The sequence below is a fragment of the Streptomyces spiralis genome, from assembly GCF_014654675.1.
GTDB classification, from domain to species: domain Bacteria; phylum Actinomycetota; class Actinomycetes; order Streptomycetales; family Streptomycetaceae; genus Streptomyces; species Streptomyces spiralis.
This window is the reverse complement of the sequence record NZ_BNBC01000001.1, coordinates 280,544-307,145: the sequence shown is the minus strand read 5'-3', so window position 1 is coordinate 307,145 and position 26,602 is coordinate 280,544. Positions and strand designations below refer to the sequence as shown.

General features: G+C 71.7%; 27 protein-coding genes and 1 riboswitch. Of the genes, 13 read left to right on the top strand and 14 right to left on the bottom strand.

The annotated features are described in order from the left end of the window. The first annotated feature begins 60 nt into the window (after window positions 1-60). Together IE318_RS01420 and IE318_RS01415 are read left to right on the top strand one after the other, a co-directional pair. On the top strand, window positions 61-1,050 hold the full coding sequence (locus IE318_RS01420) for a malate dehydrogenase (RefSeq protein ID WP_030165425.1): 990 nt from the start codon (window positions 61-63) through the stop codon (window positions 1,048-1,050). A gap of 519 nt (window positions 1,051-1,569) precedes the next feature. Next, window positions 1,570-2,268, top strand: a complete 699-nt coding sequence (locus tag IE318_RS01415) for a serine/threonine kinase C-terminal domain-containing protein (RefSeq protein WP_229903270.1) — start codon at window positions 1,570-1,572, stop codon at window positions 2,266-2,268. Window positions 2,269-2,365: 97 nt separating this feature from the next. Here IE318_RS01415 and IE318_RS01410 read toward each other — a convergent pair whose 3' ends face one another. From IE318_RS01410 to IE318_RS01400, 3 genes are read right to left on the bottom strand one after another with little or no spacing between them, the layout of a single operon-like run. Next, the gene (locus IE318_RS01410; protein WP_189895653.1) at window positions 2,366-3,094 is read right to left on the bottom strand and encodes an isocitrate lyase/PEP mutase family protein; all 729 of its coding nucleotides are present in this window, start codon (window positions 3,092-3,094) and stop codon (window positions 2,366-2,368) included. Next, window positions 3,091-3,537, bottom strand: coding sequence for a carboxymuconolactone decarboxylase family protein (locus tag IE318_RS01405; protein WP_189895652.1), 447 nt, complete (start codon window positions 3,535-3,537; stop codon window positions 3,091-3,093). The genes IE318_RS01410 and IE318_RS01405 overlap by 4 nt, the downstream gene beginning before the upstream one ends. Beyond that, window positions 3,534-4,058: a carboxymuconolactone decarboxylase family protein gene (locus IE318_RS01400; RefSeq protein ID WP_189895651.1), complete on the bottom strand. Its 525-nt coding sequence runs from the start codon at window positions 4,056-4,058 to the stop codon at window positions 3,534-3,536. The genes IE318_RS01405 and IE318_RS01400 overlap by 4 nt, the downstream gene beginning before the upstream one ends. Before the next feature lie 46 nt (window positions 4,059-4,104). Between IE318_RS01400 and pdxR the strand changes: the two genes are divergently transcribed. Continuing rightward, the gene (pdxR, locus tag IE318_RS01395; RefSeq protein WP_189895650.1) at window positions 4,105-5,493 is read left to right on the top strand and encodes a MocR-like pyridoxine biosynthesis transcription factor PdxR; all 1,389 of its coding nucleotides are present in this window, start codon (window positions 4,105-4,107) and stop codon (window positions 5,491-5,493) included. Between the two features lie 58 nt (window positions 5,494-5,551). Here pdxR and IE318_RS01390 read toward each other — a convergent pair whose 3' ends face one another. Further along, the gene (locus IE318_RS01390; protein ID WP_229903295.1) at window positions 5,552-6,478 is read right to left on the bottom strand and encodes a hypothetical protein; all 927 of its coding nucleotides are present in this window, start codon (window positions 6,476-6,478) and stop codon (window positions 5,552-5,554) included. 143 nt (window positions 6,479-6,621) lie between these two features. Here IE318_RS01390 and IE318_RS01385 point away from each other — a divergent pair, with 143 nt between their 5' ends. From IE318_RS01385 to IE318_RS01375, 3 genes are all read left to right on the top strand, one after another. Next, window positions 6,622-6,966 (top strand): hypothetical protein, encoded by a 345-nt coding sequence (locus tag IE318_RS01385; RefSeq protein WP_189895648.1) that lies wholly within the window; start codon window positions 6,622-6,624, stop codon window positions 6,964-6,966. A gap of 7 nt (window positions 6,967-6,973) precedes the next feature. Then, a complete protein-coding gene (locus IE318_RS01380) occupies window positions 6,974-8,158 on the top strand; it encodes a glutathionylspermidine synthase family protein (RefSeq protein ID WP_189895647.1) in 1,185 nt (394 codons plus the stop codon). Window positions 8,159-8,227: 69 nt separating this feature from the next. Continuing rightward, a riboswitch (ZMP/ZTP riboswitch) is annotated at window positions 8,228-8,340 on the top strand. Between the two features lie 41 nt (window positions 8,341-8,381). Then, window positions 8,382-9,827: a glycine hydroxymethyltransferase gene (locus IE318_RS01375; RefSeq protein WP_030165454.1), complete on the top strand. Its 1,446-nt coding sequence runs from the start codon at window positions 8,382-8,384 to the stop codon at window positions 9,825-9,827. A gap of 13 nt (window positions 9,828-9,840) precedes the next feature. On the opposite strand, the gene IE318_RS01370 is transcribed toward IE318_RS01375, so the two are convergent. Continuing rightward, on the bottom strand, window positions 9,841-10,497 hold the full coding sequence (locus tag IE318_RS01370) for a hypothetical protein (protein ID WP_229903269.1): 657 nt from the start codon (window positions 10,495-10,497) through the stop codon (window positions 9,841-9,843). A 133-nt stretch (window positions 10,498-10,630) separates the two neighbouring features. Here IE318_RS01370 and trpS point away from each other — a divergent pair, with 133 nt between their 5' ends. Continuing rightward, window positions 10,631-11,644 (top strand): tryptophan--tRNA ligase, encoded by a 1,014-nt coding sequence (gene trpS / locus IE318_RS01365; RefSeq protein WP_030165460.1) that lies wholly within the window; start codon window positions 10,631-10,633, stop codon window positions 11,642-11,644. A gap of 150 nt (window positions 11,645-11,794) precedes the next feature. Further along, window positions 11,795-12,376 (top strand): 2'-5' RNA ligase family protein, encoded by a 582-nt coding sequence (locus IE318_RS01360; RefSeq protein WP_030165464.1) that lies wholly within the window; start codon window positions 11,795-11,797, stop codon window positions 12,374-12,376. 21 nt (window positions 12,377-12,397) lie between these two features. Here the strand turns inward: IE318_RS01360 and dprE2 are convergent, their stop codons facing one another. Beyond that, window positions 12,398-13,180, bottom strand: a complete 783-nt coding sequence (dprE2, locus tag IE318_RS01355) for a decaprenylphospho-beta-D-erythro-pentofuranosid-2-ulose 2-reductase (protein WP_373311034.1) — start codon at window positions 13,178-13,180, stop codon at window positions 12,398-12,400. An 86-nt stretch (window positions 13,181-13,266) separates the two neighbouring features. On the opposite strand from dprE2, the gene IE318_RS01350 reads away from it, so the two are divergent. Further along, the gene (locus IE318_RS01350; protein ID WP_189895646.1) at window positions 13,267-14,229 is read left to right on the top strand and encodes a YhjD/YihY/BrkB family envelope integrity protein; all 963 of its coding nucleotides are present in this window, start codon (window positions 13,267-13,269) and stop codon (window positions 14,227-14,229) included. On the opposite strand, the gene IE318_RS01345 is transcribed toward IE318_RS01350, so the two are convergent. Beyond that, the gene (locus IE318_RS01345; protein WP_373311033.1) at window positions 14,177-15,460 is read right to left on the bottom strand and encodes a D-alanyl-D-alanine carboxypeptidase family protein; all 1,284 of its coding nucleotides are present in this window, start codon (window positions 15,458-15,460) and stop codon (window positions 14,177-14,179) included. The two genes, IE318_RS01350 and IE318_RS01345, sit on opposite strands and share 53 nt — an antisense overlap. A gap of 19 nt (window positions 15,461-15,479) precedes the next feature. On the opposite strand from IE318_RS01345, the gene IE318_RS01340 reads away from it, so the two are divergent. The 3 genes from IE318_RS01340 (at window position 15,480) to IE318_RS01330 (ending at window position 18,958) form a co-directional block, all read left to right on the top strand. Further along, window positions 15,480-15,791: an SCO4848 family membrane protein gene (locus IE318_RS01340; RefSeq protein ID WP_506005408.1), complete on the top strand. Its 312-nt coding sequence runs from the start codon at window positions 15,480-15,482 to the stop codon at window positions 15,789-15,791. 28 nt (window positions 15,792-15,819) lie between these two features. Beyond that, on the top strand, window positions 15,820-17,178 hold the full coding sequence (locus IE318_RS01335; RefSeq protein ID WP_189895644.1) for a metallophosphoesterase: 1,359 nt from the start codon (window positions 15,820-15,822) through the stop codon (window positions 17,176-17,178). Between the two features lie 238 nt (window positions 17,179-17,416). Next, window positions 17,417-18,958, top strand: coding sequence for an ABC transporter substrate-binding protein (locus IE318_RS01330; protein ID WP_229903268.1), 1,542 nt, complete (start codon window positions 17,417-17,419; stop codon window positions 18,956-18,958). An 89-nt stretch (window positions 18,959-19,047) separates the two neighbouring features. Here the strand turns inward: IE318_RS01330 and IE318_RS01325 are convergent, their stop codons facing one another. From IE318_RS01325 to IE318_RS01295, 7 genes are all read right to left on the bottom strand, one after another. Then, the gene (locus IE318_RS01325) at window positions 19,048-19,767 is read right to left on the bottom strand and encodes a TetR/AcrR family transcriptional regulator (protein WP_189895642.1); all 720 of its coding nucleotides are present in this window, start codon (window positions 19,765-19,767) and stop codon (window positions 19,048-19,050) included. Window positions 19,768-19,814: 47 nt separating this feature from the next. Next, a complete protein-coding gene (locus tag IE318_RS01320; RefSeq protein WP_189895641.1) occupies window positions 19,815-20,225 on the bottom strand; it encodes a VOC family protein in 411 nt (136 codons plus the stop codon). 160 nt (window positions 20,226-20,385) lie between these two features. Then, the gene (locus tag IE318_RS01315) at window positions 20,386-21,165 is read right to left on the bottom strand and encodes a succinate dehydrogenase iron-sulfur subunit (RefSeq protein WP_030165490.1); all 780 of its coding nucleotides are present in this window, start codon (window positions 21,163-21,165) and stop codon (window positions 20,386-20,388) included. Further along, entirely contained in the window at window positions 21,165-22,919 is a 1,755-nt protein-coding gene (gene sdhA / locus IE318_RS01310) for a succinate dehydrogenase flavoprotein subunit (RefSeq protein WP_189895640.1), read from the bottom strand. Before sdhA ends, IE318_RS01315 begins: the two co-directional genes overlap by 1 nt. 24 nt (window positions 22,920-22,943) lie before the next feature. Beyond that, entirely contained in the window at window positions 22,944-23,426 is a 483-nt protein-coding gene (locus IE318_RS01305) for a succinate dehydrogenase hydrophobic membrane anchor subunit (RefSeq protein ID WP_189895639.1), read from the bottom strand. A gap of 5 nt (window positions 23,427-23,431) precedes the next feature. After that, the gene (gene sdhC / locus IE318_RS01300; protein WP_078916939.1) at window positions 23,432-23,812 is read right to left on the bottom strand and encodes a succinate dehydrogenase, cytochrome b556 subunit; all 381 of its coding nucleotides are present in this window, start codon (window positions 23,810-23,812) and stop codon (window positions 23,432-23,434) included. Between the two features lie 168 nt (window positions 23,813-23,980). Beyond that, the gene (locus IE318_RS01295; RefSeq protein ID WP_189895770.1) at window positions 23,981-24,568 is read right to left on the bottom strand and encodes a 2-oxo-4-hydroxy-4-carboxy-5-ureidoimidazoline decarboxylase; all 588 of its coding nucleotides are present in this window, start codon (window positions 24,566-24,568) and stop codon (window positions 23,981-23,983) included. Window positions 24,569-24,820: 252 nt separating this feature from the next. On the opposite strand from IE318_RS01295, the gene IE318_RS01290 reads away from it, so the two are divergent. Beyond that, a complete protein-coding gene (locus tag IE318_RS01290; RefSeq protein WP_229903293.1) occupies window positions 24,821-26,434 on the top strand; it encodes a beta-N-acetylhexosaminidase in 1,614 nt (537 codons plus the stop codon). Window positions 26,435-26,602: the final 168 nt, after the last annotated feature.

Genomic DNA, 26,602 nt, shown 5'->3' with positions numbered 1-26,602 from the left:
GGGGATCCTGCACCCCGGGGCAGGGACGCCCCGACCGCCAGCTGTCATACGGAGAACGCCATGACCCGCACTCCCGTGAACGTCACCGTCACCGGCGCGGCCGGCCAGATCGGTTACGCCCTGCTCTTCCGCATCGCCTCCGGCCAGCTGCTCGGCGCGGACGTGCCGGTCAGGCTGCGCCTCCTGGAGATCACCCCGGCCCTGAAGGCCGCCGAGGGCACGGCCATGGAGCTGGACGACTGCGCGTTCCCGCTCCTCCAGGGCATCGACATCACGGACGACCCGAACGTCGCGTTCGACGGCACCAACGTCGCCCTTCTCGTCGGCGCCCGCCCGCGCACCAAGGGCATGGAGCGCGGCGACCTCCTCGAGGCCAACGGCGGCATCTTCAAGCCGCAGGGCAAGGCCATCAACGACCACGCCGCGGACGACATCAAGGTCCTGGTCGTCGGCAACCCGGCCAACACCAACGCGCTGATCGCCCAGGCCGCCGCGCCGGACGTACCGGCCGAGCGCTTCACCGCCATGACCCGCCTGGACCACAACCGCGCGCTGACCCAGCTCGCCAAGAAGACGGGCTCGACGGTCGCCGACATCAAGCGCCTGACCATCTGGGGCAACCACTCCGCCACCCAGTACCCGGACATCTTCCACGCCACCGTCGCCGGCAAGAACGCCGCCGAGGTCGTGAACGACGAGAAGTGGCTGGCCGAGGACTTCATCCCGACCGTCGCCAAGCGCGGCGCCGCCATCATCGAGGCCCGCGGCGCCTCGTCGGCCGCCTCCGCCGCCAACGCCGCCATCGACCACGTGTACACCTGGGTCAACGGCACGGCGGACGGCGACTGGACCTCCATGGGCATCCCGTCGGACGGCTCCTACGGCGTCCCGGAGGGCCTGATCTCCTCCTTCCCGGTCACCACCAAGGACGGCAAGTACGAGATCGTCCAGGGCCTGGACATCAACGAGTTCTCCCGCGCCCGCATCGACGCCTCCGTCAAGGAGCTCGAGGAGGAGCGCGAGGCGGTCCGCGGCCTCGGCCTCATCTGAGTCGCTCCGGGCCGATCCGAGTCGAGCGGCCGTCGTCGTAGGGCTCGCTTCGTCACGACCCCGCACGGGCCCCGTTCCGGTTTCGTCCGGAACGGGGCCCGTGGCCGTTTTCGCCGCTACCGTCGAATGGCGCGAATGACGTCGAAATCGGTACGGCGGTACGGCAGTACCCGGCGGGGTGGCTTCGGGGGGTTCACGATGAGCGGTTGGGACGGCCACAGCTCCGGTTCGGGACCGGCGCACGAGCCGAGCGAGGACAGAGGCCAGGCGGCCTGGGGAGGATCGGAGGGACGGTCTCCGGAGCCGCTGTGGGCGTCCGCCGAGACCCGGACGAGCACCCCGCTGCCGCCCCCTTGGAAAACACCGCCGCCCTCGCCGTACGTGCCGCCCGCGGCGGGCCCGTCGCCTTCGCCGTACGTGCCATCCGCGGCGCCTCCGTCGCCTCCGCCGTACGCGGCGCCCGCGCCGGCGCGGGGCCCCGCGGGCGGGGCTCACCGCGGGGGCCGCGTCCTGGCGGCGGTGGCCGCGGCGGCCGTGCTGGGGGCGGGAGCCGGCGCGGGGGTCTGGTACGTCCTGCTGCGGGACGGCTCCACCGGCTCGTCGGCCGGCCCGGCGACCGGCGTCACCGTCACCACCTCGCCCCCGGCGTCCTCCGCGCTCCCCTCTTCGCGGGACTCGGCGGACTCGGGGAACGGTACCCCGGCGACCGATCCCGGCCAGGATGCCCCGGCCTCGCCCCCGGCCGCCCCCGCGACCGCACCCGCCCCCGGCTACCGCCACGCCCAGGACCCCGTCGGCTACACGCTCGACGTCCCCGAGGGCTGGACCCGCAGGCAGAAGCAGGGCGAGAAGGCGCCGGTCGTCTACTACGACTCCCCGTCCGACGGCCGTCAGCTCCAGATCTTCGCGGTCACGGAGGACTCCCCGGCCACCTCCCTGGGCCTGGCCGAGAGCGACCCCGGCTACGGCTTCGCCCGGCAACCCGGCTACGAGGCCCTGGGCCGCGACTCGGGCCCCACCTGGGCCGAGCTGACCTACCGCTACGACGACGCGGACAAGGGCCCCCGCCAGGTCGTCGACCACCGCTTCCAGGCCGCCGACGGCACCCTCTACGCCATCCGCGTCAGCGGCCCCGCCACCCTCCCCACCGCCCGCATTCGCGCCCCGCTCACCGCCGCACTGAACTCCTTCTGCCCACCGGGCGGTTCGTGCGGCTAGGGGGCGTCTCGCCGATCAGGCCGGATCAGCCCGGCATGTTCGAGAGACACCCCCTAGGAGTCCCCGGCGGGGACGGCGACCGGCGGCGTCGCCGCTCTCAGCCGCTCCGGCGAAGACCGGCGGCGATGTCGCCGAGCGCCTGTGCGGCACGCCGCTGGAGTCCCGGCCCGAACGTGATCCGCGTGGCTCCGAGCTCGCCGAGTTCGGTGGGTGAGGGCCCCGTGCCGTCCAGCCGGGCCAGCATGTTCAGCGGGCCCTGGGTCCCCGCCCGCAGCAACGGCAGTACGTCAGCCGGGGCGAGGATCGGGTACACGCAGTCCGCGCCCGCCGCCGTGTACAACGCGGCCCGCTCGACGGCCCGTTCGGGGTCGCCGTCGCCGTGGGCGAAGACGTCGACGCGGGCGTTGACGAAGAGCCGGTCGGCCGCGACCGAGCGGACCTCGGCGAGGAAGTCGGCGTGCTCCTGCGGGTCCTTCAGGGTGCCCCCGCGCGAGTCCTCCAGGTTGCAGCCGACGGCCCCCGCCTCCAGCAGCCGCTCCACCAGCTCCTTCGGGGCGAGCCCGTACCCGTCCTCGATGTCCGCCGACACCGGCACGTCCACCGCCCGTGCGATCCGGGCCACCGCCGCGAACATCTCGTCGGCCGGGGTCTTCCCGTCCTCGTACCCGAGAGAGGCGGCGACCCCGTGGCTGGGCGTCGCGAGCGCCGGGAACCCCGCCTCGGCGAACACGCGGGCACTGGCCGCGTCCCACGGGCCGGGCAGGACCAGGGGATCGCCCGGGGCGCGCCCCTGGTGCAGCGCGCGGAATGCCTCGGCGCCGCTCACCACTTGGCGCTCCCGGCGGGGATCCGGCGGCTGACCATCAGGCGGTTCCAGGTGTTGATGACGCTGATCAGCGCGATCAGATGGGCCAGCCGGGGCTCGTCGAAGTGCTTGGCGGCCTGTTCGTGGACCGCGTCCGGCACGAAGCCGTCGGTGAGGACGGTGACCGCCTCGGTCAGGGCCAGCGCCGCCCGTTCCCGTTCGCTGAAGACGTCTCCGGCCTCTTCCCAGGCGTCCAGGAGGTCGAGCTGCCGCTCGCTCACGCCGTGCTTGCGGGCGAGGCCCAGATGCATGTCGAGGCAGAACGCGCAGTGGTTGAGCTGCGAGGCGCGCACCTGCACCAGCTCGGCCAGGGCGGGCTCGCCCAGGCCCCGCTTCGCGGCGGCGCCCGCCGATTGCAGGGCGCCGCGCACCGAGTCGTCCAGGTGGGTGGTCCGGGCCGTCACTTGTACTGCCCCGGCGTGTAGTGGCCGGGGACGGCACGGGTGCTCACGCCGAACCGGTTCCAGGCGTTGATCACCGCGATCGCGGCGATCAGCTGGGCGAGTTCCTCCTCGTCGAAGTGCTTGGCGGCCTTGTCGTACACCTCGTCCGGCACGAAGCCGTCGGTGAGGACCGTGACCGCGTCGGTCAGCTCCAGGGCCGCGAGCTCCCGCTCGGTGTAGAAGTGCCGGGACTCCTCCCAGGCGCCGAGCTGGATGATCCGCTCCACGCTCTCGCCGGCCGCGAGGGCGTCCTTGCTGTGCATGTCCAGGCAGAGCGCGCAGTGGTTGATCTGCGAGGCGCGGATCTTGACCAGCTCGCGCAGCCGCGGCTCCAGACCCTGCCCGGCGGCCGCGTCCAGCCGGATCATCGCCTTGTAGACCTCGGGGGCGTGCTGGGCCCAGCGCATCCGGGGGCTCTGCTCGGGGGCGTACTCGGCGTTCGTCCCGTTCGTCGTCTCAGGAGTGTTCCGCGTCGTGGTCATGCTTCGACTCTAGGCGCGAAGCAGCCCAGGAGTATGGTCCATTTCCATGGCGAGAACATGGGCCACTCTGGGCGTCGACCTGCATCTGGAACCGGCCGGACCGCGCGTGCGCCGAGGGCTGACCGACGCCCTGCGCGAGGCGGTCCGCTCCGGCCGTCTGGCCCCCGGCACCCGGCTGCCCTCCTCCCGCACCCTCGCCGCCGACCTGGGCATCGCCCGCAACACGGTCGCCGACGCCTACGCCGACCTGGTCGCCGAGGGCTGGCTCACCGCCCGCCAGGGCTCCGGCACCCGGGTCGCCGACCGGGCGGTGGCCGCCCCGCGCGCCGACGCGGCCCAGCCGCCCCGCGCACCCGGCCGCCCCGCCCTCGACCTCCGCCCCGGCACCCCCGACCTCGCCTCCTTCCCGCGCGCGGAGTGGCTCAAGGCAGCCCGCCGCGCCCTGACCGCGGCCCCGAACCACGCCCTCGGCTACGGCGACCCGCGCGGCCGGCCCGAACTGCGCACCGCCCTCGCCGGCTACCTCGCCCGGGTGCGCGGCGTACGCACCGACCCGGAGCACATCCTGGTGTGCTCGGGCTTCTCGCACGGCCTGAGGATCCTCGGCGAGGTGCTGCGGGCGCGCGGCACTGCCACGGTCGCCGTCGACTCGTACGGCCTGGACGTGCACTGGGACCTCCTGACCCGGGCGGGACTGCGCATCCGCCCCCTGCCCCTCGACGAACACGGCACCCTCATCGACGAGTTGCCGGACGTCGGCGCGGTCCTCCTCACCCCCTCCCATCAGTTCCCGATGGGCGTACCCCTGCATCCGGACCGGCGCACGGCCGTGACGGACTGGGCGCGGCGCACCGGCGGCCTGATCCTGGAGGACGACTACGACGGCGAGTTCCGCTACGACCGCCAGCCGGTGGGCGCGCTCCAGGGCCTGGACCCCGACCGGGTGGTCCATCTGGGCACGGCGAGCAAGTCCCTGGCCCCCGGTCTGCGCCTGGCCTGGATGGCGCTGCCGCCGTCCCTGACCGGCGAGGCCGCGGCGGCGAAGGGGTCCTCCGACACCTGCGGGGTGCTCGACCAGCTGACGCTGGCGGAGTTCATCGCCTCCGGCGCCTACGACCGTCACGTACGCTCCGCCCGGCTGCGCTTCCGGAGCCGCCGCGACGCACTGGTCGAGGCGCTCGCCACCCGCGCCCCCGACGTCCGCCCCACCGGTATCGCCGCCGGACTGCACGCCGTGCTGCTGCTGCCGCCCGGCGCCGAGCCGGCCGTGGTCCAGGCGGCGGCCTGGCAGGGGCTCGCCCTCCACGGCCTGTCCCGCTACCGGCACGAGCAGGCCGCCGTCAGCCCCGTGGACGCCCTGGTCGTCGGCTACGGCACCCCGCCGGACCACGCCTGGGCCGCCGCCCTGGACGCGCTGTGCCGGGTCCTGCCCTGAGAAGACGCACACAGGACGGCCCCGCACCACACGGCCTCCGTCGTGCGCGCCGTGCCGCTCAGCCCCGCTCGGCCGCTTCCGCCCCGGCCACTGCCGCCCCGTCCGCCGTCGCCCCGTCCGGTGCCGTCCCGGCCACCGCCGTCCCGTCCGTCGTGGTCGCCGCCGGTGCCTCCCCGAACCGCGCCAGTGCCAGCGCGCCGGCCACCGCCACCGCGAAGCCCAGCACCGCCAGCCAGCTCAGGCCCTCCCGCGTACGGTCGCCCAGCCACACCACGCCGATCGCGGCGGGGCCGATCGTCTCGCCGATGACCATGCCGGCGGTGGCCGTCGTCACCGAGCCGCGCTGGAGCGCCGAGGTGAGCAGCAGGAACGCTGCACCGCCGCCCAGCACGAGGGCGTACGAGGCGGGGTTGGTGAACAGTGCCGCGGGGCCCAGCGAGTCGATCAGCCGTACCGTCACCTCGACCACACCGAAGCCGAGGCCCGCGCCCAGGCCGAGCAGCAGGGCCCGGCCGCGCTCGGGGAGACGGCCGGCCACCCCGCCCAGGGCCAGCACGGCCAGCGCCGCAGCGAGCATCGACCACTTCAGTGCCGTGGAACCGTCCCGGCCGCCCTCCGTCCCCGAGGCCAGGCCCAGCATCGCCAGGCCGGCGCAGACCACGCCGACCGCGGCCCACTCCGTCCCGCTCAGCCGCACTCTCAGCAGCCGGGCCGCGGACACCGCCGTCACCGCGAGACTGGAGGCCAGGGCCGCGCCCACCGCGTAGATCGGCAGCGACCGCAGGGCCGCGATCTGCAACAGGAAGCCCAGGCCGTCCAGGGCCAGACCCGCCAGATACCGCCACTGCCGCAGCGCCCGCAGCAACAGCGCCGCGTCGGCGCCGCCGCCCTGCGCGCCGCCCGGCTCGGCGGCCGCCCGGGCGGCGACCGCCTGGAGCACCGTCGCCGTACCGAAACACACCGCCGCGCCGAGCGCGCACACCATTCCCAAGAGCACGACCCGACTGTAGGTGAGCGGCGGCGTTCCAGGGGCCCCTGAGCGGACGCTCACACCTGTCTCTAGGCTGTCCGTCGGAAATCCGGCCGGCCACACCCGGCCGGCAGCCGACGACAACGGGGGAGACGGACATGGCGGACACCCGGCGGCAACTCAGGTCGGGCGCGGTGGTCCTCGGCGGGATGGGACTGCTCGCCTCGGCGCTCACCGCCTGCTCCTCCGACCCGGACAAGCGCTGCGTCGACCGCGACAGCTACACCTTCTCCAAGGGTTACAAGGTCGTCTCCGACAAGAACTGCAAGTCTGCGAAGACCTCCGTCGACGGCGCCTGGTACTACGGCGGCAAGAAGAAGAGCGGCTGGGTGGACGGCGGCTCCTTCACCAAGCCCCACAAGAGCTCCGGCGGGTCCGGCGGCAGCCACGGCGGGGTCGACCGCGGCGGCTTCGGCAGCGGCCACGGCACGTCCGGCGGCTGAGCCGGGCATGGAACGCCGCACCGTCGAGCCCCGCCCCGGCTGGCAGCAGACCGTCGAGGCACAGGGCCTGATCTACCCGCTCACCCGCTACCCCGACGACTCCCTGCGCCCCTACTGGGACGAGAGCGCGTACTACGTCTTCTCGCTGCCCGAGGTGGAGGCGCTGGAGGAGACCGTCGAGGAACTGCACCGCATGTGCCTGGCCGCCGCGGACCACATCGTCACCGCGGGCCGCTTCGACGACCTCGGCATCACCGACCCCCGGGTCGCCCGGGCCGTCGCCGAGTCCTGGCACCGGCGCGCCGAACTCCCCTCCGTCTACGCCCGCTTCGACCTGCGCTACGACGGCACCGGCCCGGCCAAGCTCCTGGAGTACAACGCGGACACCCCCACCTCCCTGGTCGAGGCCGCCTCGCCCCAGTGGTTCTGGATGGAGGAGCGGTTCCCCGGCGCCGACCAGTGGAACTCCCTGCACGAACGCCTCGTCGCCGCCTGGAAGAAGCAGGCCCACCTGCTCCCGCCGGGCAGCCCGCTGCACTTCGCGCACTCCGCCGCCGACGAACTCGGCGAGGACCTGATGACGGTCGCCTATCTGAAGGAGACCGCCGAACAGGCCGGCCTCGACACGGACTGGATATCCATGGAGGAGATCGGCTGGGACCCGCTCTCCGGCCGGTTCGTCGACAACGGCCTCCGCTTCATCCGTAGCATCTTCAAGCTGTACCCCTGGGAGTGGCTCACCACCGACCGCTTCGCCGGCCACGTCCTGGACACCCTCGACAACGGCGGCGGCACCGGCTCCACCCTGTGGATCGAACCCGCCTGGAAGATGCTGCTGAGCAACAAGGCGCTGCTGGCGGTCCTCTGGGAGCTGTACCCCGGCCACCCCAACCTGCTTCCCGCGTATCTCGACGGCCCGCGCGAGCCGGCGGCGACCACCGGCTGGGTCGCCAAACCGCTGCTCGGCCGCGAGGGCGAGGGAGTGACGGTGCACGAGCCGGGGACCGAGCCCGTCGTACGCGACGAACCCTGCTGCTACCAGGCGCTCGCCCCGCTGCCCGCCTTCGACGGCAACCACGTCGTTCTCGGCGCCTGGGTCGTCGAGGACGAGTCCGCGGGCCTCGGCATCCGGGAGTCGGCCGGGCTGGTCACCGACGAGTACGCCCGCTTCCTGCCGCACGTGATCCTCTGACGGCCCTGCTCGGACCGGCCCGCATGGTGGACGTGGCAGAGCCCCCGGGCAGGTCACCCGGTAGGCTGAGGGGCGGGCCGTGACTGGCGCGTCTGGTCCTGGTGATGCCAGGACCCAAAGATGGGACCGACCATCGGGGAGCGGCCCGAGCAGCGAGTGTGCCGTGCGCCTGGGCCGTACCGTGAACGCCGAACGCCGAACGCCACGCCCGGAGGTCCCCGAGATGTCTGCGCCCCTCTCCCACGAGTCCACCGCCTTCCGCGCCGCCCTCGACGTGATCCGCGCCGTCGAGCCGCGCGTCGCCGACGCCATCGGCCAGGAGGTCGCCGACCAGCGCGAGATGCTCAAGCTGATCGCCTCCGAGAACTACGCCTCCCCGGCCACCCTCCTGGCGATGGGCAACTGGTTCAGCGACAAGTACGCCGAGGGCACCGTCGGCCGCCGCTTCTACGCCGGCTGCCGCAACGTCGACACCGTCGAGTCCCTGGCCGCCGAGCACGCGCGTGAACTCTTCGGCGCCCGCCACGCCTACGTCCAGCCCCACTCCGGCATCGACGCCAACCTGGTCGCCTTCTGGGCCGTCCTCGCCGACCGCGTCGAGGTCCCCTTCCTGGAGAAGGCCGGCGCCCGCCAGGTCAACGACCTGACCGAGGCCGACTGGGCCGAGCTGCGCCAGGCCTTCGGCAACCAGCGCATGCTCGGCATGTCCCTGGACGCCGGCGGCCACCTCACCCACGGCTTCCGCCCCAACATCTCCGGCAAGATGTTCGACCAGCGCTCCTACGGCACCGACCCGGCCACCGGCCTGATCGACTACGACGCGCTGCGCGCCCAGGCCCGCGAGTTCAAGCCGCTGATCATCGTCGCCGGCTACTCCGCGTACCCCCGTCTGGTGAACTTCCGGATCATGCGCGAGATCGCCGACGAGGTCGGCGCGACGCTCATGGTCGACATGGCCCACTTCGCGGGCCTGGTGGCGGGCAAGGTCCTGACCGGCGACTTCGACCCGGTCCCGCACGCCCAGATCGTGACGACCACCACGCACAAGTCCCTGCGCGGTCCGCGCGGCGGCATGGTCCTGTGCGACGACTCCCTCAAGGACCAGGTCGACCGGGGCTGCCCGATGGTCCTCGGCGGCCCCCTCCCGCACGTCATGGCCGCGAAGGCGGTCGCCCTGGCCGAGGCCCGGCAGCCCGCCTTCCAGGACTACGCCCAGCGCATCGTCGACAACTCCCGCGCCCTCGCCGAGGGCCTGACGCGCCGCGGCGCCACCCTTGTCACCGGCGGCACCGACAACCACCTCAACCTGATCGACGTCGCCACGTCCTACGGCCTCACCGGCCGCCAGGCCGAGGCCGCCCTCCTCGAGTCCGGCATCGTCACCAACCGCAACGCGATCCCGGCCGACCCCAACGGCGCCTGGTACACCTCCGGCATCCGCGTCGGCACGCCCGCGCTCACCACCCGCGGCCTCGGCACGGCGGAGATGGACGAGGTCGCCGGCCTGATCGACCGCGTCCTCACCAGCGCCGAGCCCGGCACCACCAAGTCCGGCGCCCCCTCCAAGGCCGCCCACGTCCTCGACCCGAAGATCGCCGACGAGATCTCCCACCGCGCCACCGACCTCGTGGCCGCCTTCCCGCTCTACCCGGAGATCGACCTGGGCTGACGCATCCGGGAGCTCACAGATCGATCAGCTCCTGACGCGGCTCCTCACGCGGCGGTCCGGCCCTGCGCCGGGCCGCCGCGCGGCGTGTCAGCAGCGTCCCGGCGACCCCGGCGGCGAGCCCGGCGGCCGCCCACCACACACGGTCCCGCTCCCCGCCCTCGCGCGCGGCGGCCGGCTTCTCGCCGAGCCCGAGGAAGCCGTCGCCGGCCAGCCGGTCGTAGACCCCGCGCGAGGCGCGGTGCCAGCGGATGTCGTCGTCCGGCAGGTCCGGCGCCGGGTCGGTGCGCACCCACGGGGTGCCGTCCTCGGCGACGAACAGCTGGTCCTGGCGCAGCATCGCCACGTCACCGCCGGGCGCGCGGCTCGTCTGCGGCCAGCCGCCGACCCCGGTCAGCCCCCACAGCACCGTGAACCGCACCGGCGGATACCGGCCCCGCGTCCAGGCATCCGGCACCCGCTCCGTGCCCGTGTACGCCGGGTCCAGCAGCCACCGCAGCCGGTCGAAGCCGGTCTCCCCGGAATGCCAGGCCTCGGTGCGCCCCTCGCCGGCCGTCACGACCACTGCCACGTCGGGTTCCTCGGGAGCCGCCCGGTCCGTCGCCCGCGCCCCTGAGCCGCCCGCCAGCACCACCGCCGCCGTGGCCACCGCCACACAGACCAGCCGCCGCATCGCGCCCCCTCACCCGCCCCTCGTCACACCCCCGGGGTCACCCGCCCCTTGTTACACCCCCGGGGACGGATCGCATCCCGTCTGTTTCCGGCCAGTTCCGGATCGGGGCCCCGGACCTGAGAGAATGATGAGCATGGCCACAGACCGACCTCGCGTGCTCTCCGGAATCCAGCCCACCGCAGGCTCGTTCCACCTCGGGAACTACCTCGGCGCCGTCCGCCAGTGGGTGGCCCTGCAAGAGACCCACGACGCGTTCTACATGGTCGTCGACCTGCACGCGATCACGGTCCCGCAGGATCCGGCCGAGCTGCGCGCCAACACCCGGCTCGCCGCCGCCCAGCTGCTGGCCGCGGGCCTCGACCCGGAGCGGTGCACGCTCTTCGTCCAGAGCCATGTCCCCGAGCACGCCCAGCTCGCCTGGGTCATGAACTGCCTCACCGGCTTCGGCGAGGCGTCCCGGATGACCCAGTTCAAGGACAAGTCCGCCCGGCACGGCGCCGAGCGCACCTCCGTCGGCCTGTTCACGTACCCGGTGCTCCAGGTCGCCGACATCCTGCTCTACCAGGCCAACGAGGTGCCCGTCGGCGAGGACCAGCGGCAGCACATCGAGCTCACCCGCGACCTCGCCGAGCGCTTCAACGGACGCTACGGCGAGACCTTCACCATCCCCTCGGCGTACATCCTGAAGGAGACGGCGAAGATCTACGACCTCCAGGACCCGACGATCAAGATGAGCAAGTCGGCGTCCACGCCGAAGGGCCTGGTCAACCTGCTCGACGAGCCGAAGGCCACCGCGAAGAAGGTCAAGAGCGCGGTCACCGACACCGACACCGTCGTCCGCTTCGACCCGGAGACCAAGCCCGGCGTCAGCAACCTCCTGACGATCTACTCGACGCTCACCGGCACGGGTGTCGCCGAACTGGAGGAGAAGTACGCGGGCAAGGGCTACGGTGCGCTCAAGACGGACCTCGCCGAGGTCGTGGTCGAGTTCGTGACGCCGTTCAAGGAGCAGACCCAGCAGTACCTGGACGACCCGGAGACGCTTGACTCGATCCTGGCCAAGGGCGCGGAGAAGGCGCGCACGGTCGCCGCGGAGACCCTCTCCCGGGCGTACGAGAGGGTGGGCTTCCTGCCCGCCAAGCACTGAGGCGCACCACCGCACACACGCCCCGAAGGGCAGAGCGCTGCACATCACTGTGCCTGCGCCTGCCTTCGGGACGGCCGTGGACGTACAGTCGATAGCCGGACGGCTGAGAACGAAACAGACAACTCACCCGACACGACGACAGGAGACGACGTGGGGACCGTAACGATCGGCGTGTCGATCGCGGTCCCGGAGCCCCACGGCAGCCTGCTCCAGCAGCGGCGCGCGGGCTTCGGCGACGCCGCGGCTCACGGCATCCCCACGCATGTCACCCTGCTCCCGCCGACCGAGGTGGACACCGCCGAGCTGGCGGCCGTCGAGGCCCATCTGACGGAGGTGGCCGCGGCCGGCCGGCCCTTCGCGATGCGGCTGTCCGGAACGGACACCTTCCGGCCGCTGTCGCCGGTGGTGTACGTCCGGGTCGTCGAGGGCGCCGAGGCGTGCACCCGGCTTCAGGAACGGGTCCGCGACGCCTCGGGACCGGTGGCACGCGAACTCCAGTTCCCGTACCACCCGCACGTCACGGTGGCGCACGGCATCGACGACGCGGCGATGGACCTCGCCCTCCGCGAACTCGCCGGCTACGAGGCCGAGTGGTGGTGCACCGGCTTCGCCCTGCACGAGCAGGGGCCGGACGGAGTCTGGCGCAAGCTGCGGGAGTTCGTCTTCGGCGGCTCCACGGTGGTGCCCCCGCAGGCGGCCCCGGTGGACAGCGGCACGCTGCCCGCGCGGTAGCAGGCGGCAGGCCGCACCGCCTCACAACGGCAGCCGCCGGTACAGCGCCCGCGGCAGATGGCGCAGCACCGCAGCCACCGGCCGGAGGATCCCCGGCACCCACACGGTCTCCGAACGCCGCCGCAGCCCCAGCTCGACGGCGGTGGCGACCTCCTCAGGCGTGCTCGCGAACGGGGGCACCGGCCGCCCGGCCGTCGCCGCCGACCGCACGAAGCCGGGGCGTACGGCCATGACGTGCACGCCCGTGCCGTACAGTGCGTCGCCCAGACCCTGCGTGAAGGTGTCCAGCGCGGCCTTGCTGGAGCCGTAGATGAAGTCCGTGCGGCGGGCCCGCTCGCCGGAGACCGAGGAGAGCACGACCAGCGAGCCGTGCCCCTGGTTCTGCAGCTCCCGCGCGGCCACCAGGCCCGAGGACACGGCTCCGGTGTAGTTGGTCTGCGCGACCCGCACCGCGTTGAGCGGCTCGCGTTCGTCGTAGGCCTGGTCGCCGAGGACGCCGAAGGCCAGCAGCACCATGTCGATGTCGCCCTCGGCGAACACCTTGCCCAGCGCCTCCTCGTGGGACGCCGGATCGAGCGCGTCGAAGGCGACGGTGCGCACGTCCGCGCCCAGGGAGCGCAGATGCCCGGCGGCCTCCTCCAGGGCGGGCGAGGGGCGGCCCGCCAGCCACACCGTGCGGGTGCGGCGCGCGATGAGCCGGCGCGCCACGGCCAGCGCGATCCCGGACGTGCCGCCGAGAACGAGCAGGGACCCGGGGAGCGGGGAGAGACGGAGCAGGGGGGTGGGACCGGAGGCATCCTTCACGGCAGACGACTGTATCGTCCGCTTATGGACGTTCTGTCGTAGAAACGCGGTGTTGACGGCAGCCCGGAGCGGGCACAAGTCGGGTCATGGACTGGCTGAAGAACCTCCCCGTCGTCGGCCCCTGGGTGGCGCGGCTGATGCTCACGCACGCCTGGCGGTCGTACGAGCGGCTGGACCGCGTGAAGTGGACACGGCTGGCCGCCGCCATGACGTTCGTCAGCTTCGTCGCGCTCTTCCCGCTGCTGACGCTGGCCGCCGCGCTCGGCGCCGCCACGCTCAACGCCAAGCAGCAGCGCACGCTGGAGAACAAGATCACCGAGCAGTTCCCCGGCCTGGGCGAGCAGCTGCACATCAGCTCCCTGGCGCAGAACGCGGGCACCGTCGGGGTCATCGCGGGCGCCCTGCTGCTGTTCACCGGTATGGGCTGGGTCGGTCAGATGCGCGACTGTCTGCGTGCGGTCTGGGAGCTGCCCGACGCGGAGGAGAACCCGATCCTGAACAAGCTGAAGGACGGGGGCATCCTCATCGGTCTCGGCGGCGCGGTGCTCGTCACCCTGGCCGTCTCCACGGTCGCCTCGGCCGCCGTCGGGTGGCTCACGCGCGAGATCGGCCTGAAAGAACACGGCTGGGGCAGCGTCGTGTTGCAGGTCGTCGCGTTCCTCGTCGCCGTCGCCGCCGACTTCCTGGTGCTGCTGTACGTCCTCACCCTGCTGCCCGGCGTCGAACCGCCGCGCCGCCGGCTGCTGGTCGCCGCGCTGCTCGGAGCGGTCGGCTTCGAACTGCTGAAGCTGCTGCTGAGCGGCTACATCCAGGGCGTGGCGACGAAGAGCATGTACGGCGCGTTCGGCGTCCCCGTCGCCCTGCTGCTGTGGATCAACTTCACCGCCAAGCTCGTGCTGTACTGCGCCGCCTGGACGGCGACACGCGTCGAGCCGGGTCCGGGCGGCGAGGGCGAGGGCGTGGGCGGCGACGGGGAGGGCGGGCCGGGGGACCGGCTCACGGGCGGGAACGGCGGCGCACCAGGTCCGGCAGCGGCCAGCGGCGGTTGACCAGATAGGCGCCGGCCGCGAGCAGCAGCACGACTCCGCCGGCGATGCCCAGGGCGATCCCCATGCCGCTGGAGCCGCTCCTGACCGAGGCGCTCGCCACCGGCTTTGCCGACGAGCCGCCGGCCTGACCGCCGCCCGCCTGACCGGCCGAGGCCGTCGGGTTCGGCTGGGCGCTCGCGGACACGGCGCTCTTCGGCGGCACCAGCTCGCCCACCGGCTGCACCTTGCCGACCGCCTGGAAGCCCCAGTCGAAGAGCTTGGCGGTCTCCCGGTAGACGTCGTTGTGCTCCTTCTTCTCCGGGTTCATCACCGTCACCAGCAGGACGTGGCCGCCGCGTTCCGCGACGCCGGTGAAGGTGGCGCCCGCGTTGGTGGTGTTGCCGTTCTTCACCCCCGCTATCCCCTGGTAGACGGAGAGGTCGTAGTCACCGCTCAGCAGCCGGTTGGTGTTCTGGATCTCGAAGGAGGTCCGGGTCTTCTTGCCCTTCTTGTCCTTCTTCGTCTCGCCGGGGAACTTGGCCCGCACCGTCGAGCAGTACTCACGGAAGTCCTTCTTCTGCAGCCCGGAGCGGGCGAACAGGGTCAGGTCGTACGCCGAGGAGACCTGGCCGGGGGCGTCGTAGCCGTCCGGGGACACCACATGGGTGTCGAGCGCCTGGAGCTCCTGGGCGTGCGCGTTCATGTCCGTCACGGTCTGCGCGACGCCCCCGTTCATCGCGGACAGCACGTGCACCGCGTCGTTGCCCGAGCGCAGGAAGACGCCCAGCCACAGGTCGTGAACCGTGTAGGTCTCGTTCTCCTTGATCCCGACCAGGCTGGAACCGGCGCCCATGCCGGCGAGGTCCTTCGCGGCGACCTTGTGTTCCTGCGTCCCGGGGAGCTTCGGCAGCAGGGTGTCGGCGAACAGCATCTTCAGGGTGCTGGCCGGGGGCAGCCGCCAGTGCGCGTTGTGCGCGGCGAGCACCTGGCCGGACTCGGCGTCGGCGACGATCCAGGAACGGGCCGTGAGGTCCTTGGGCAGGACCGGTACGCCACTGGCCAGGTCGACCTGTGTGCCGGCCTGGCCGAGGCGGGCACCGCCCACCGTGGACATGTTCGCCGGGGGAGTGGCCGACGGGCTCGTCTTCGGGGCCGGAGCGGCCAGGGCGGCGGGCGCGGTCAGCGACACGGACAACAGGGCTGCGGAAGCGACCAGAAAGGTTCGCTTGGCGGTCTTCTTGGGTGCGGGCACGATCGGAAACGTACCTGCCGTGACCGGCGACGCCCCATACCCCCTCCCACCCCGGGCAGGGAGCGAGGCATCCGGCAGCGATACTGGACGCATGAAGCTCAGCCGCCCCCTCTCCTGGTTCCTGCTCGCCTTCGGGGTGTGGAGCTGGATCATCTGGGTCACTTTCGTCAAGAATCTCGTCAAGGACAGCAGCGGGCTGGCGTTCGACCACGGGGATCCCACGGCGTACTTCTGGGTGCACCTGGCGCTGGCCGTCGTCTCCTTCGTATTGGGGACGGTCATCGGGGTCATCGGGTTGCGCGGACTGCGCGCACTGCGCCGGACGTCATAGCGTTCCGGACACGGAAGGGACGGGCGGCATGGTGGTCGTCTTCGTGCTCGGGGCGCTGCTCGCCCTGACGGCCGTCGTGGCGGCCAACTGGTATGTGTGGCGCCGCCTGTTCCGCGACACGACCGCCGGCCCGGGCCGGCCGCGGCGCGCGGGCGCGCTGCTGATCGCCGGGGGCTGGGCGCTGGCGGTGGCCGCCCTCGTGGCCGAGCGCGCCGGCGCCCCCTTCTGGCTCCAGCGCACCCTCGCCTGGCCGGGCTTCCTGTGGCTCGCCCTGTCGATCTACCTGCTGCTGGCCCTGCTGGCGGGCGAGGCCGTACGCCCCGCACTGCGTCGGCTCACGGCCCGCCGCTCCGGCGCGGTCCGGACGGGCAACGGGATCAGCCCCGGCGAGGGCGACGCGATCAGCCCCGACGAGGGCGACGCGCCCTCCGTCGAGGAGTCCGTCGGAGAACCCGCCACGGCACACGTCGCCAGTCCCGCCCCGCTGACCACCACCACCACCGGCGCCCCTGCCGTCTCCGCCGCCCTCACGTCCGCTCCCGCCCCCGCCTCCGTCCTCAGTCCCACCCGGCGCCTCTTCATCTCCCGCGTCCTGGCCGCCGCTGCCGCCACCGCTGCCGTGGGGACCGTGGGGTACGGGACGTACGGGGTGTTGCGGGGGCCCGGTGTGAAGCGGGTCACCGTGCCGCTCGGAAAGCTCCCGCGGGCGGCGGACGGTTTCCGGATCGCGGTGGTCAGCGACATCCACCTGGGGCCGATCCTCGGCCGGGGCTTCGCGCAGAAGGTGGTCGACACCGTCAACGCCACCCAGCCCGACCTCATCGCGGTGGTCGGCGACCTTGTGGACGGCAGCGTCAAGGACCTCGGACCGGCCGCGGCGCCGCTCGCACAGCTCAGGGCGCGGCACGGGGCGTACTTCGTGACCGGCAATCACGAGTACTTCTCCGGTGCGCGGCAGTGGGTCGAGGAGGTGCGGCGGCTCGGACTGCACCCCCTGGAGAACGCGCGCACCGAGCTGCCCGGCTTCGACCTGGCCGGCGTCAACGACGTACAGGGCGAGAGTCAGGGGCAGGGCCCCGACTTCGACCGTGCGCTCGGCGACCGGGACCCCCTGCGCGCGTGCGTGCTCCTGGCCCACCAGCCGGTGCAGATCCACGAGGCGGTCCGGCACGGGGTCGACCTCCAGCTGTCCGGTCACACCCACGGCGGTCAGCTCTGGCCGGGCAGCCTCCTCGCGGCCGCCGCCAACCCGACCGTCGCGGGCCTGGAGCGGTACGGCGACACCCAGTTGTACGTCAGCCGGGGAGCCGGGGCGTGGGGACCGCCGACGCGCGTGGGCGCCCCGTCCGACATCACCGTCATCCAGCTGGCCTCCCGGCAGGCGTGACAAGGGCGGCCGAAAACAGGGGTGAAAGGCGCATTTCCCTCAACCCGGGGGGCTGGCTGAGAAGTTCCTGTGAAACAAACTGAAAACACTTCTTCATAACGTCTTTTCATCCTCTCCAGAACCCTCTTCCCCGAGGTGAAACACCTGTGATTAGGTGACCGCGCCACTCAGGGGTGTGGCTTATGCACAGCGGCCCGCGGAGGGCCTGGGGAGGGCATCACCGATGCGATCGGTTCGCATGCGGATTCTGTTGGCGCTGCTGGTACTGGCCATCGTGGGCGTGAGCGGCTGGCAACTGCTTCCGGCGCAGGACGACAAGAACAAGACGATCACCGTCGGGACGACGGACGCCGTCACCTCGCTCGACCCGGCCGGCGCCTACGACGCCGGCTCCTGGGCCCTGTACAGCAACGTGTTCCAGTCCCTTCTGACCTTCGATCCGAACGGGGCCACCCCCGTGCCGGACGCCGCCAAGAACTGCGGCTTCGAGGGCGGCGGACTGCGCACCTACCGCTGCGAGCTGCGCCCGGGCCTGAAGTTCCCCAGCGGCCGGGCGATGACCGCCGAGGACGTGAAGTACTCCTTCGACCGGGTCAAGAAGATCAAGTCCGACGTCGGTCCCGCGCCGCTGTTCTCCACGCTCGGCTCGGTGGACGCCGCAGGAATGGTCGTCACCTTCCATCTGTCCACGCCGGACGCCACGTTCCCCTTCAAGGTCGCCACCGGAGCCGGCTCCATCGTCGACCACACCCGCTACCCGATGGACGCGCTGCGCACCGGCAGCCAGGTCGACGGCACCGGGCCGTACCGCCTGACGGGCTACACCAAGGACAAGAGCGCCGAGCTGAAGCCGAACGGCTCCTACGAGGGCGCCGTCGACGGCACCGGGTACCCCATCGACCTGCGCTACTACCCGCAGGCCAGTGCGCTCGACAAGGCCTGGCAGGACAAGCAGATCGAGGTCGCCACGCGCACGCTGCCGCCCAAGGTGCTCGCCGCGCTCAACCCGAGCGACCCCGACCAGCGCGTGTTGGAGTCCGACAGCTCCGAGACCCGCAACCTCTACCTCAACACGCGTTCCTCCTCGCCGCTGCACGACGTCCACGTCCGCCGTGCCATCGCCTGGCTGATCAACCGCGAGCAGCTGGCCGGCAGCGTGTACGACGGGACGGTGGACGCGCTGTACTCCCTCGTCCCGGCGGGCATCACCGGCCACACCACCTCGTTCTTCGACACCTATCCGGCCCAGGACGCCAAGAAGGCACGGAAGCTGCTCACCGAGGCCGGCGTGTCGATCCCGGTGCGCTTCACCTACGGCTACGGCGAGGGGCGTGGTGCGGGCGCCGAGGAGGCCATGGAGATCAAGCGGCAGCTCGAGGCGAGCGGCCTGTTCAAGGTCGACGTCAAGGGCTACGAGTGGACCGACTTCCAGAAGCGCTGGGCGGGCGGCAAACTCGACGCGTACGCGGTCGGCTGGGTCCCCGACTACCCGGACCCGGACACCTTCGCCGGCCCGCTTGTCGGCACCGGCTCCACCATGAACACCGGCTACAGCAGCAAGGCCGTCGACCGCCTCATCACGGACAGCCAGCAGTACGCCGACCGCAGCCGGGTCGCCGCCGACTTCCGCAACCTCCAGGCGGACGTGGCGCGGGACGTGCCGCTGATCCCGCTGTGGCAGCAGAAGGAGTACGTCGTCTCCACCGAGGACGTCGGCGGCGGCCAGTACCTCTCGGACGGCACGGGCGTGTTCCGGCTCTGGAAGCTGGGACGGCTCTGAGGCGGCTCCGAGACGGCTCGGAGGCGGCGGACGCCCGGTCGCACGGTGCGGCGGACGCGCCACGGTCGCACCGTCGCGTCCGCCGCTGATCACCCGCTCTTCGAGCCCCTGCCCACCGGGTCCGGCAGCATCTTCGTCATCCCCGGCAGGAAGTCCGTGAACAACTCGTGCACCTCCAGCACGAGCGGGCGCAGCACCCGGAAGCGGGCCAGCGTCACGCCGCGGGCGGTGAGGCGGGCGCCGCGCTCGGCCAGCCGGTAGCTGCGCTCGCGTCCCTCCGTGCGGTCGAACACCCAGTACAGGACGAGCCCCATCTGGGCGAGCCACATCAGCTCGGGGAGCACCTCGCGCAGTTCCGCCGGCACCTTGGTCCGCGCCCCGCGCAGCACCTCCTTGTGGACGCTGATGGCCTCGGCCCGCGCGTGCTCGGACTCGGGGGAGAAGGGGCTGAGCGGGCTGTCGGGATCGGCGGCGTTCTTGAAGAACTGCACCGCGAACTCGTGGTACGGCGTGGCGATGTCCAGCCATGCCTTCAGCACGCCGGCGAGCCGGGCCTCCAGGTCCGTCTCCCGGGCCAGGACCTCCCGGACCGCCTCCTGGTGCTCGGCGGCGATCCGGTCGTAGAAGCCCTGGATCAGGTGTTCCTTGCCCTCGAAGTAGTAGTACGCGTTGCCGACGGAGACCCCGGCCTCCCTGGCGATGGCCCGCATGGTCGTCTTGTCGTAGCCGTGTTCCTGGAACAGCCGCATCGCCGTCTCCAGGATGAGGGCGCGGGTCTGCTCGGACTTGCTGGTGGTCTTCTCGGGCACGAGGAAGAGCCTAGTCAGTGGCCCGGCGGGCGCCGGCCGACGGTGTCTCAGGGGCGGCGGCCCAGCTCCCGGCGCTTGGTGTAGTCCGTGAAGCCGAGGACGTTGCCCCAGGGGTCGGCGATCTCGACCGTCCAGCCGGTCACCACGGCGGACGGCTCGTCGAGCAGTGCGATCCCGGCCGCCGTCAGTTCCCTGGCCGCGACCCGGGCGTCGGGGACCTCCAGCCACACCCGCGGCGACGCCCAGGGCGGCGTGCGGTGCCCCAGTGCCTCCTCCTGCCGCAGCAGGATCCCCGGCGTCTCGCCGCCCACCTTCAGCAGCGCGATCCCCGCCTCGTCCAGCCGGAACGCCACCGCGAACCCGGCCCGCCCGTAGAACTCCACGGCCTCGCCGAGATCGCCCACGGACAGCAGCACGTTGTCGAACCCGAGAAGCTCGTACGACTCGTCATCTGACATGCGATCAGATTAGGTACGGACCCACCAGGCACCCCCGCCCCCACCCCGGCGGACCGACGCCGACGTCACCCGCCCGGCCCCAGGGGGTGTCCCTGGACGCCGAGGGCCCCGCTCCACGAGGAGCGGGGCCCACAGGCACGTACCGGAAGCGACCGGCGGCTCAGAAGCGGCGCGTGATCAGCGCCCGCTTGACCTCCGCGATCGCCTTCGTCACCTCGATGCCACGGGGGCACGCGTCGGTGCAGTTGAAGGTGGTGCGGCAGCGCCAGACGCCGTCCTTGTCGTTCAGGATCTCCAGCCGCTGCTCGCCCGCCTCGTCACGGCTGTCGAAGATGAAGCGGTGGGCGTTGACGATGGCCGCCGGGCCGAAGTACTGGCCGTCGTTCCAGAACACCGGGCAGGAGGAGGTGCAGGCCGCGCACAGGATGCACTTCGTGGTGTCGTCGAAGCGCGCCCGGTCCTCGGCCGACTGAAGACGCTCACGCGTCGGCTCGTTGGTGTCCTTCGTGACCAGGAAGGGCATCACGTCCCGGTACGCCTGGAAGAACGGATCCATGTCCACGACCAGGTCCTTCAGGACCGTCAGGCCCTTGATGGGCTCGACCGTGATCGGCTTCTCGGGGTTGATGTCCTTGATCAGCGTCTTGCAGGCCAGACGGTTCTTGCCGTTGATCCGCATGGCGTCCGAGCCGCAGATGCCGTGCGCGCAGGAGCGGCGGAACGTCAGCGTGCCGTCCAGATCCCACTTGATCTTGTGCAGGCCGTCGAGGACGCGCTCCTTGGGGTCGATCTCCAGCTGGAAGTCTTCCCAGGTCGCCTCCGCCGAGACCTCCGGGTTGAACCGGCGGACCCGGAAGGTGACGGTGATGTAGGGGGAGTCGGCGAATCCGGGCTCGGGCTTGCCGGCCGCTTCTTCCTTGTCCAGAACAGGTGTAGCCATCAGTACTTACGCTCCATCGGCTGGTAGCGGGTCTGGACGACCGGCTTGTAGTCGAGACGGATGGATTCGGTCCCGTCGGCGCCGACCTCGCGGTACGCCATGGTGTGGCGCATGAAGTTGACGTCGTCGCGGTTGGGGTAGTCCTCGCGGTAGTGACCGCCGCGGGACTCCTTGCGGGCCAGGGCGGAGACCGCCATGACCTCGGCCAGGTCCAGCAGGTTGCCCAGCTCGATGGCCTCCAGGAGGTCGGTGTTGAACCGCTTGCCCTTGTCCTGGATCGCCACGTTCTTGTAGCGCTCGCGCAGCTCGGCGATCTTCTCGACGGCCGTCTTGATCGTCTGCTCGGTGCGGAACACCATGACGTTGGCGTCCATGGTCTCCTGCAGCTCGCGGCGGAGGTTCGCCACCCGCTCGTTGCCCGTGGAGGTGCGCAGCCGCTCGATCTGCTCGACGACGAGGGACTCCGGGTTCTCCGGCAGCTCCACGAAGTCCGCGGTCCTGGCGTAGTCGGCGGCGGCGATGCCGGCCCGACGGCCGAAGACGTTGATGTCCAGCAGCGAGTTGGTGCCCAGGCGGTTGGCGCCGTGCACGGACACGCATGCGACCTCGCCGGCCGCGTACAGGCCGGGGACGACGGTGGTGTTGTCCGACAGGACCTCACCCTCGACGTTGGTCGGGATGCCGCCCATCGCGTAGTGCGCGGTCGGCTGGATCGGGATCGGGTCCGTGTAGGGCTCGATGCCGAGGTACGTCCGCGCGAACTCGGTGATGTCGGGCAGCTTGGCGTCCAGCTGCTCCGGCGGCAGGTGGGTCAGGTCGAGGTACACGTGGTCGCCCTCGGGACCGCAGCCGCGGCCCTCGCGGATCTCCGTGTAGATCGAACGGGACACGACGTCGCGGGACGCCAGGTCCTTCATGACGGGCGCGTACTTCTCCATGAAGCGCTCGCCGTCCTTGTTGCGCAGGATGCCGCCCTCACCGCGGGCACCCTCGGTGAGCAGGATGCCCATGCGCCAGATGCCGGTCGGGTGGAACTGGAAGAACTCCATGTCCTCCAGCGGCAGACCCCGGCGGTACACGGCCGCCTGGCCGTCACCGGTGAGGGTGTGCGCGTTCGACGTCACCTTGAAGAACTTGCCGCAGCCGCCGGAGGCGTAGATCACGGCCTTCGCCTGGAAGATGTGGATCTCGCCGGTCGCCAGCTCGTACGCCACCACACCGGCGGACTTCTTGACGCCGTCGACCTCGGTGATCAGCTGGTCCAGGACGTAGAACTCGTTGAAGAACTCCACGCCCTCCTTGACGCAGTTCTGGTACAGCGTCTGGAGGATCATGTGGCCGGTGCGGTCGGCCGCGTAGCAGGAGCGGCGGACGGGCGCCTCACCGTGGTTGCGGGAGTGACCGCCGAAGCGGCGCTGGTCGATGGTGCCGTTCGGGGTGCGGTTGAACGGCAGGCCCATCTTCTCCAGGTCGAGGACGGAGTCGATGGCCTCCTTCGCCAGGATCTCGGCGGCGTCCTGGTCGACCAGGTAGTCACCACCCTTGACCGTGTCGAAGGTGTGCCACTCCCAGTTGTCCTCCTCCACGTTGGCCAGCGCGGCGGCCATGCCGCCCTGCGCGGCGCCCGTGTGGGAGCGGGTGGGGTAGAGCTTGGTCAGGACCGCGGTGCGGCTGCGCTTGGTCGCCTCGATGGCGGCACGCATACCGGCGCCACCGGCGCCGACGATGACGGTGTCGTACTTGTGGATCTTCATCAGGATTTACCTCGGTCCCGGGGCCTAGCGGATGTTCGGGTCGAAGGTGAAGATCACCAGCGTGCCCAGCAGGATGGTCCACACCGTGGCGGTGTAGAGCAGCGCCTTCAGCCACAGCCGCGTGTTGGCGCGCTCCGCGTAGTCGTTGATGACCGTGCGCAGGCCGTTGCAGCCGTGCAGCATCGCCAGCCACAGCATCAGCAGGTCCCAGACCTGCCACCACGGGGAGGCCCAGCGGCCGGCGACGAAGGCGAAGCCGACCTTGGAGACGCCGCCGTCCAGGACGAGCTGGATCAGCAGGTGGCCGAGGACCAGCACGACCAGGACGACGCCGGACAGCCGCATGAACAGCCAGCCGTACATCTCGAAGTTGCCCCGGGTCGACTTCGGGGTCTTCTTGGTGCGCTTGCGCGGGGCCTCGATGACCGGCGCCGGGTTCTCGACGCTGTAGCCGGGGGCGCCCTCGACCGGGCCGATGCCGGAAGCGGTGGTTTCAGTGGTGGACATGCGCCTCAGCTCCCGAAGACGACTCGAGCGGCGTGGCCGAGGACGGGGTAGATCGCCCCGATCATCAGCAGGACCCAGAGGCCGACGACGCTCCAGAGCATCTGCTTCTGGTAGCGGGCGCCCTTGGCCCAGAAGTCGACGGCGATGACACGCAGGCCGTTGAGCGCGTGGAAGAGGATGGCGGCGACGAGGCCGTACTCCAGCACGGCGACGACCGGCGTCTTGTAGGTGGCCACGACCCTGTCGTAGGCCTCGGGAGACACGCGGACGAGCGCGGTGTCCAGCACGTGAACGAACAGGAAGAAGAAAATGAGGACGCCGGTGACTCGGTGAGCCACCCAGGACCACATTCCTTCCCGGCCGCGGTACAGCGTTCCAGCCGGCACGGAAGAACCCTCCGGGAGCGGGGACTAGGGCCGCGCCGGCTTCTCTGTCGGTCGGGCCCGGCCGGGTACGGTCCACCGGCCCCCAGCATGGTAGCGATGCGCTGCGGCGAGCTTTGCGGGGGGCCTGCCTCGTGTGATCAAACTGGCACTCAAAGGTGCACGGACGGGTTAGTGGGGGCGGCAACCGGAGAGGGCGGTGCTGCTATCTGCCGAGTGCGGGTGCGTTGGGCCGGGCGCTCCCCCACTCTCGGCTTCGCGCGAGCGGGGGGACCCCCATCGCGGCGGAGCCGCCGACAGGCACTGCCCCGCGCCCCTGAGGTGTCTCACCAGCCGTTCCCTCGCGAGGTGCCGGAGTTCCTCTGCCGCGGTGATCCGTTCGTCGTCCGGATCGTTCGTCAATCGTGATCGGATGGCCGCCAGTACACGGTCGAGTGTTTCGGCGGCGGGTACGCCGTCCAGGCAGATGACGAACGCGTGTCCGAATTTGGCCTCGTAGGCCGCGTACGCCGCGCTCAGGGCCGTGGAGGCGGCCGTGTACGTGGCTGCCGGCAGTGCGGGCAGCGGCTCTTCCTCCAGGGCCTCCGCCAGGTCCCGCGGGCCCAGGTCGTACGCAGCCTCGTCCGCCGCGGCCAGGAGGGCCGGGAGGTCGGGGTAGGGGCGGTGGGCGGTGATGCGGTGGGCCCAGCGCGGGCTGCGCAGGCAGGTCAGGAGGGTGTGGTGGGCCTCTTCGGGCGGGGCGGTGTTGAAGTGCTCCAGGTTCTGCGCGGGCAGCGTGGGTCCTCGGCGTGGGATGCGGCGGCGCCTGTGGGCGTGCCGTGTGTGTCGGCAGGGGATCTTGTGGGAGATGTGCCGTTACGTTATCGGGCGTGCTCATGATGTGTCCGGTCGATGCCCGGATTTCACTCGGACGGCAGAGTTTGAGAACGCTTCGTGGACGCTCCGCGAGCGGGCGGGCCGTAGGTTGGCTGTGTGAGTCAGCACAGGCGGCGCCGGGCTCCGGCGCGAAAGCTGCAGCACAGGTACGCGCTGGCCGGCGGGGCGTTCGCCTTGACGGTCGGGCTCGGTGTCGGGCTCGGTCTGTGGGCCTCCGGGGGTGACGAGACCCCGGCGGGTTCGGCGCGCACCGCGTCACAGGCGTCGTCCCCGCCCTCGGCCCCGGACGCCGGAGGCACCAGCCCCAGCCCGAGCCGCAGCTATCCGCTGTCCCAGGCGCCGCGCACCATCCCCGCCGTGCGGTCCCACACCGCGGCCCGCGGCCCCGGCTGGCGCCCGGCCCACGGTGAGCGGGTCGTGGTGAGCGATGCGTCCCTGGCCGACGAGGGGAAGCTGATCGCGGGCGAGCTGGGCCTGTCGTACGCCGGTGAGAAGAACGACGTGCGTTCCGGGGACGTACGGCTGGCGCTGAGCGGCGGCGAGGGCGGCAACCCGGAGTCGTACACCATGACCGTGCGCGGTGGCCGGGTCACCATCAGCGCTCCGGCCGACGCGGGCGTCTTCTACGGCACCCGCACCCTGAAGCAGGAGGTGCACGGCGGCGGCACGGCACCGGAGGGCGTCGTGAACGACGCGCCGGCCAAGCCGCGGCGCGGCTTCATGCTGGACATCGCGCGCAAGCCGTACACGGTCGGCTGGATCGAGGACCGCGTACGCGAGCTGGGCGACCTGAAGTACAACGAGCTCGGCCTGCACTTCTCCGACGACCAGGCCTTCCGGATCCAGTCCGACACCCACCCGGAGATCGTCTCGGCGAACCACCTCACGAAGGCGCAGGTCAAACAGATCGTCGACCTGGCCACGAGCCGGCACATCACCATCGTGCCGGAGATCGACTCGCCCGGTCACCTGGGCGCGGTGATCGCCGCCCACCCCGATCTCCAGCTGCGCAACGCGAGCGGCGTGCCGACCCGCGGCGCGATCGACATCTCCAAGGACGAGTCCGCGCAGATCGTCGACGACCTCCTGGACGAGTTCGCGGGCGTCTTCCCCGGCGGCTACTGGCACCTCGGCGGTGACGAGTACCAGGCGCTGACCGTGCGGGACCCTGCCGCCTCCTACCCGCAGCTGGCCGCCGCCGCGCGCAAGGCCTACGGCCCCGGCGGTACCGTCGCCGACCTGGCCACCGGCTGGCTGAACGACCGCGCCGCCACCGTCCGCAACCACGACCGCACCCCGCGCGCCTGGAACGACGGCTTCTTCCGGAACACCTCGGTGCAGCCCGCCAAGGACATCGAGGTCGCCTACTGGACCGGCAAGGAGATCGGCGCCCGGCCGCCGGCCGAGTACCTCGCCGCCGGCCGCAAGGTGATCAACTACAACGACGAGTTCCTCTACTACGTCCTCGGCCAGCCGCAGACCTTCGTCTACCCGACCGGGCAGCGGATCTACGAACTGTGGACCCCGCGGGTGCTGCGCGGCACCCAAGCGGTTCCCGCCCGCTACGACGCCCAGATCCTCGGCGGCATCTTCGCCGTCTGGGGCGACCGCCCGAACGCCCAGACACAGGACCAGGTGGCAGCCGGCATCCGCATGCCGCTGCGGGCGACCGTCCAGAAGCTGTGGGACCCGGGGAAGCCGGAGCTGTCCTGGACGGACTTCAAGGCGCTGGCGGGCCGGCTCGGCTGAGCGTCGCGGCTGCGGTCGCCGCTTGGCCGAAATCTTTTCTTCCGCAGCTCCCTCGACTGAGCGTGACGGCCGTGTGACACTACCGGGCGGTCGCACGCAGTAAGGGGAAGGGTGGGTTCCGTGGCCGGAAAGGGCCTGGGGCGCCGCTCTGGCGAGGGAGGGGCGTGG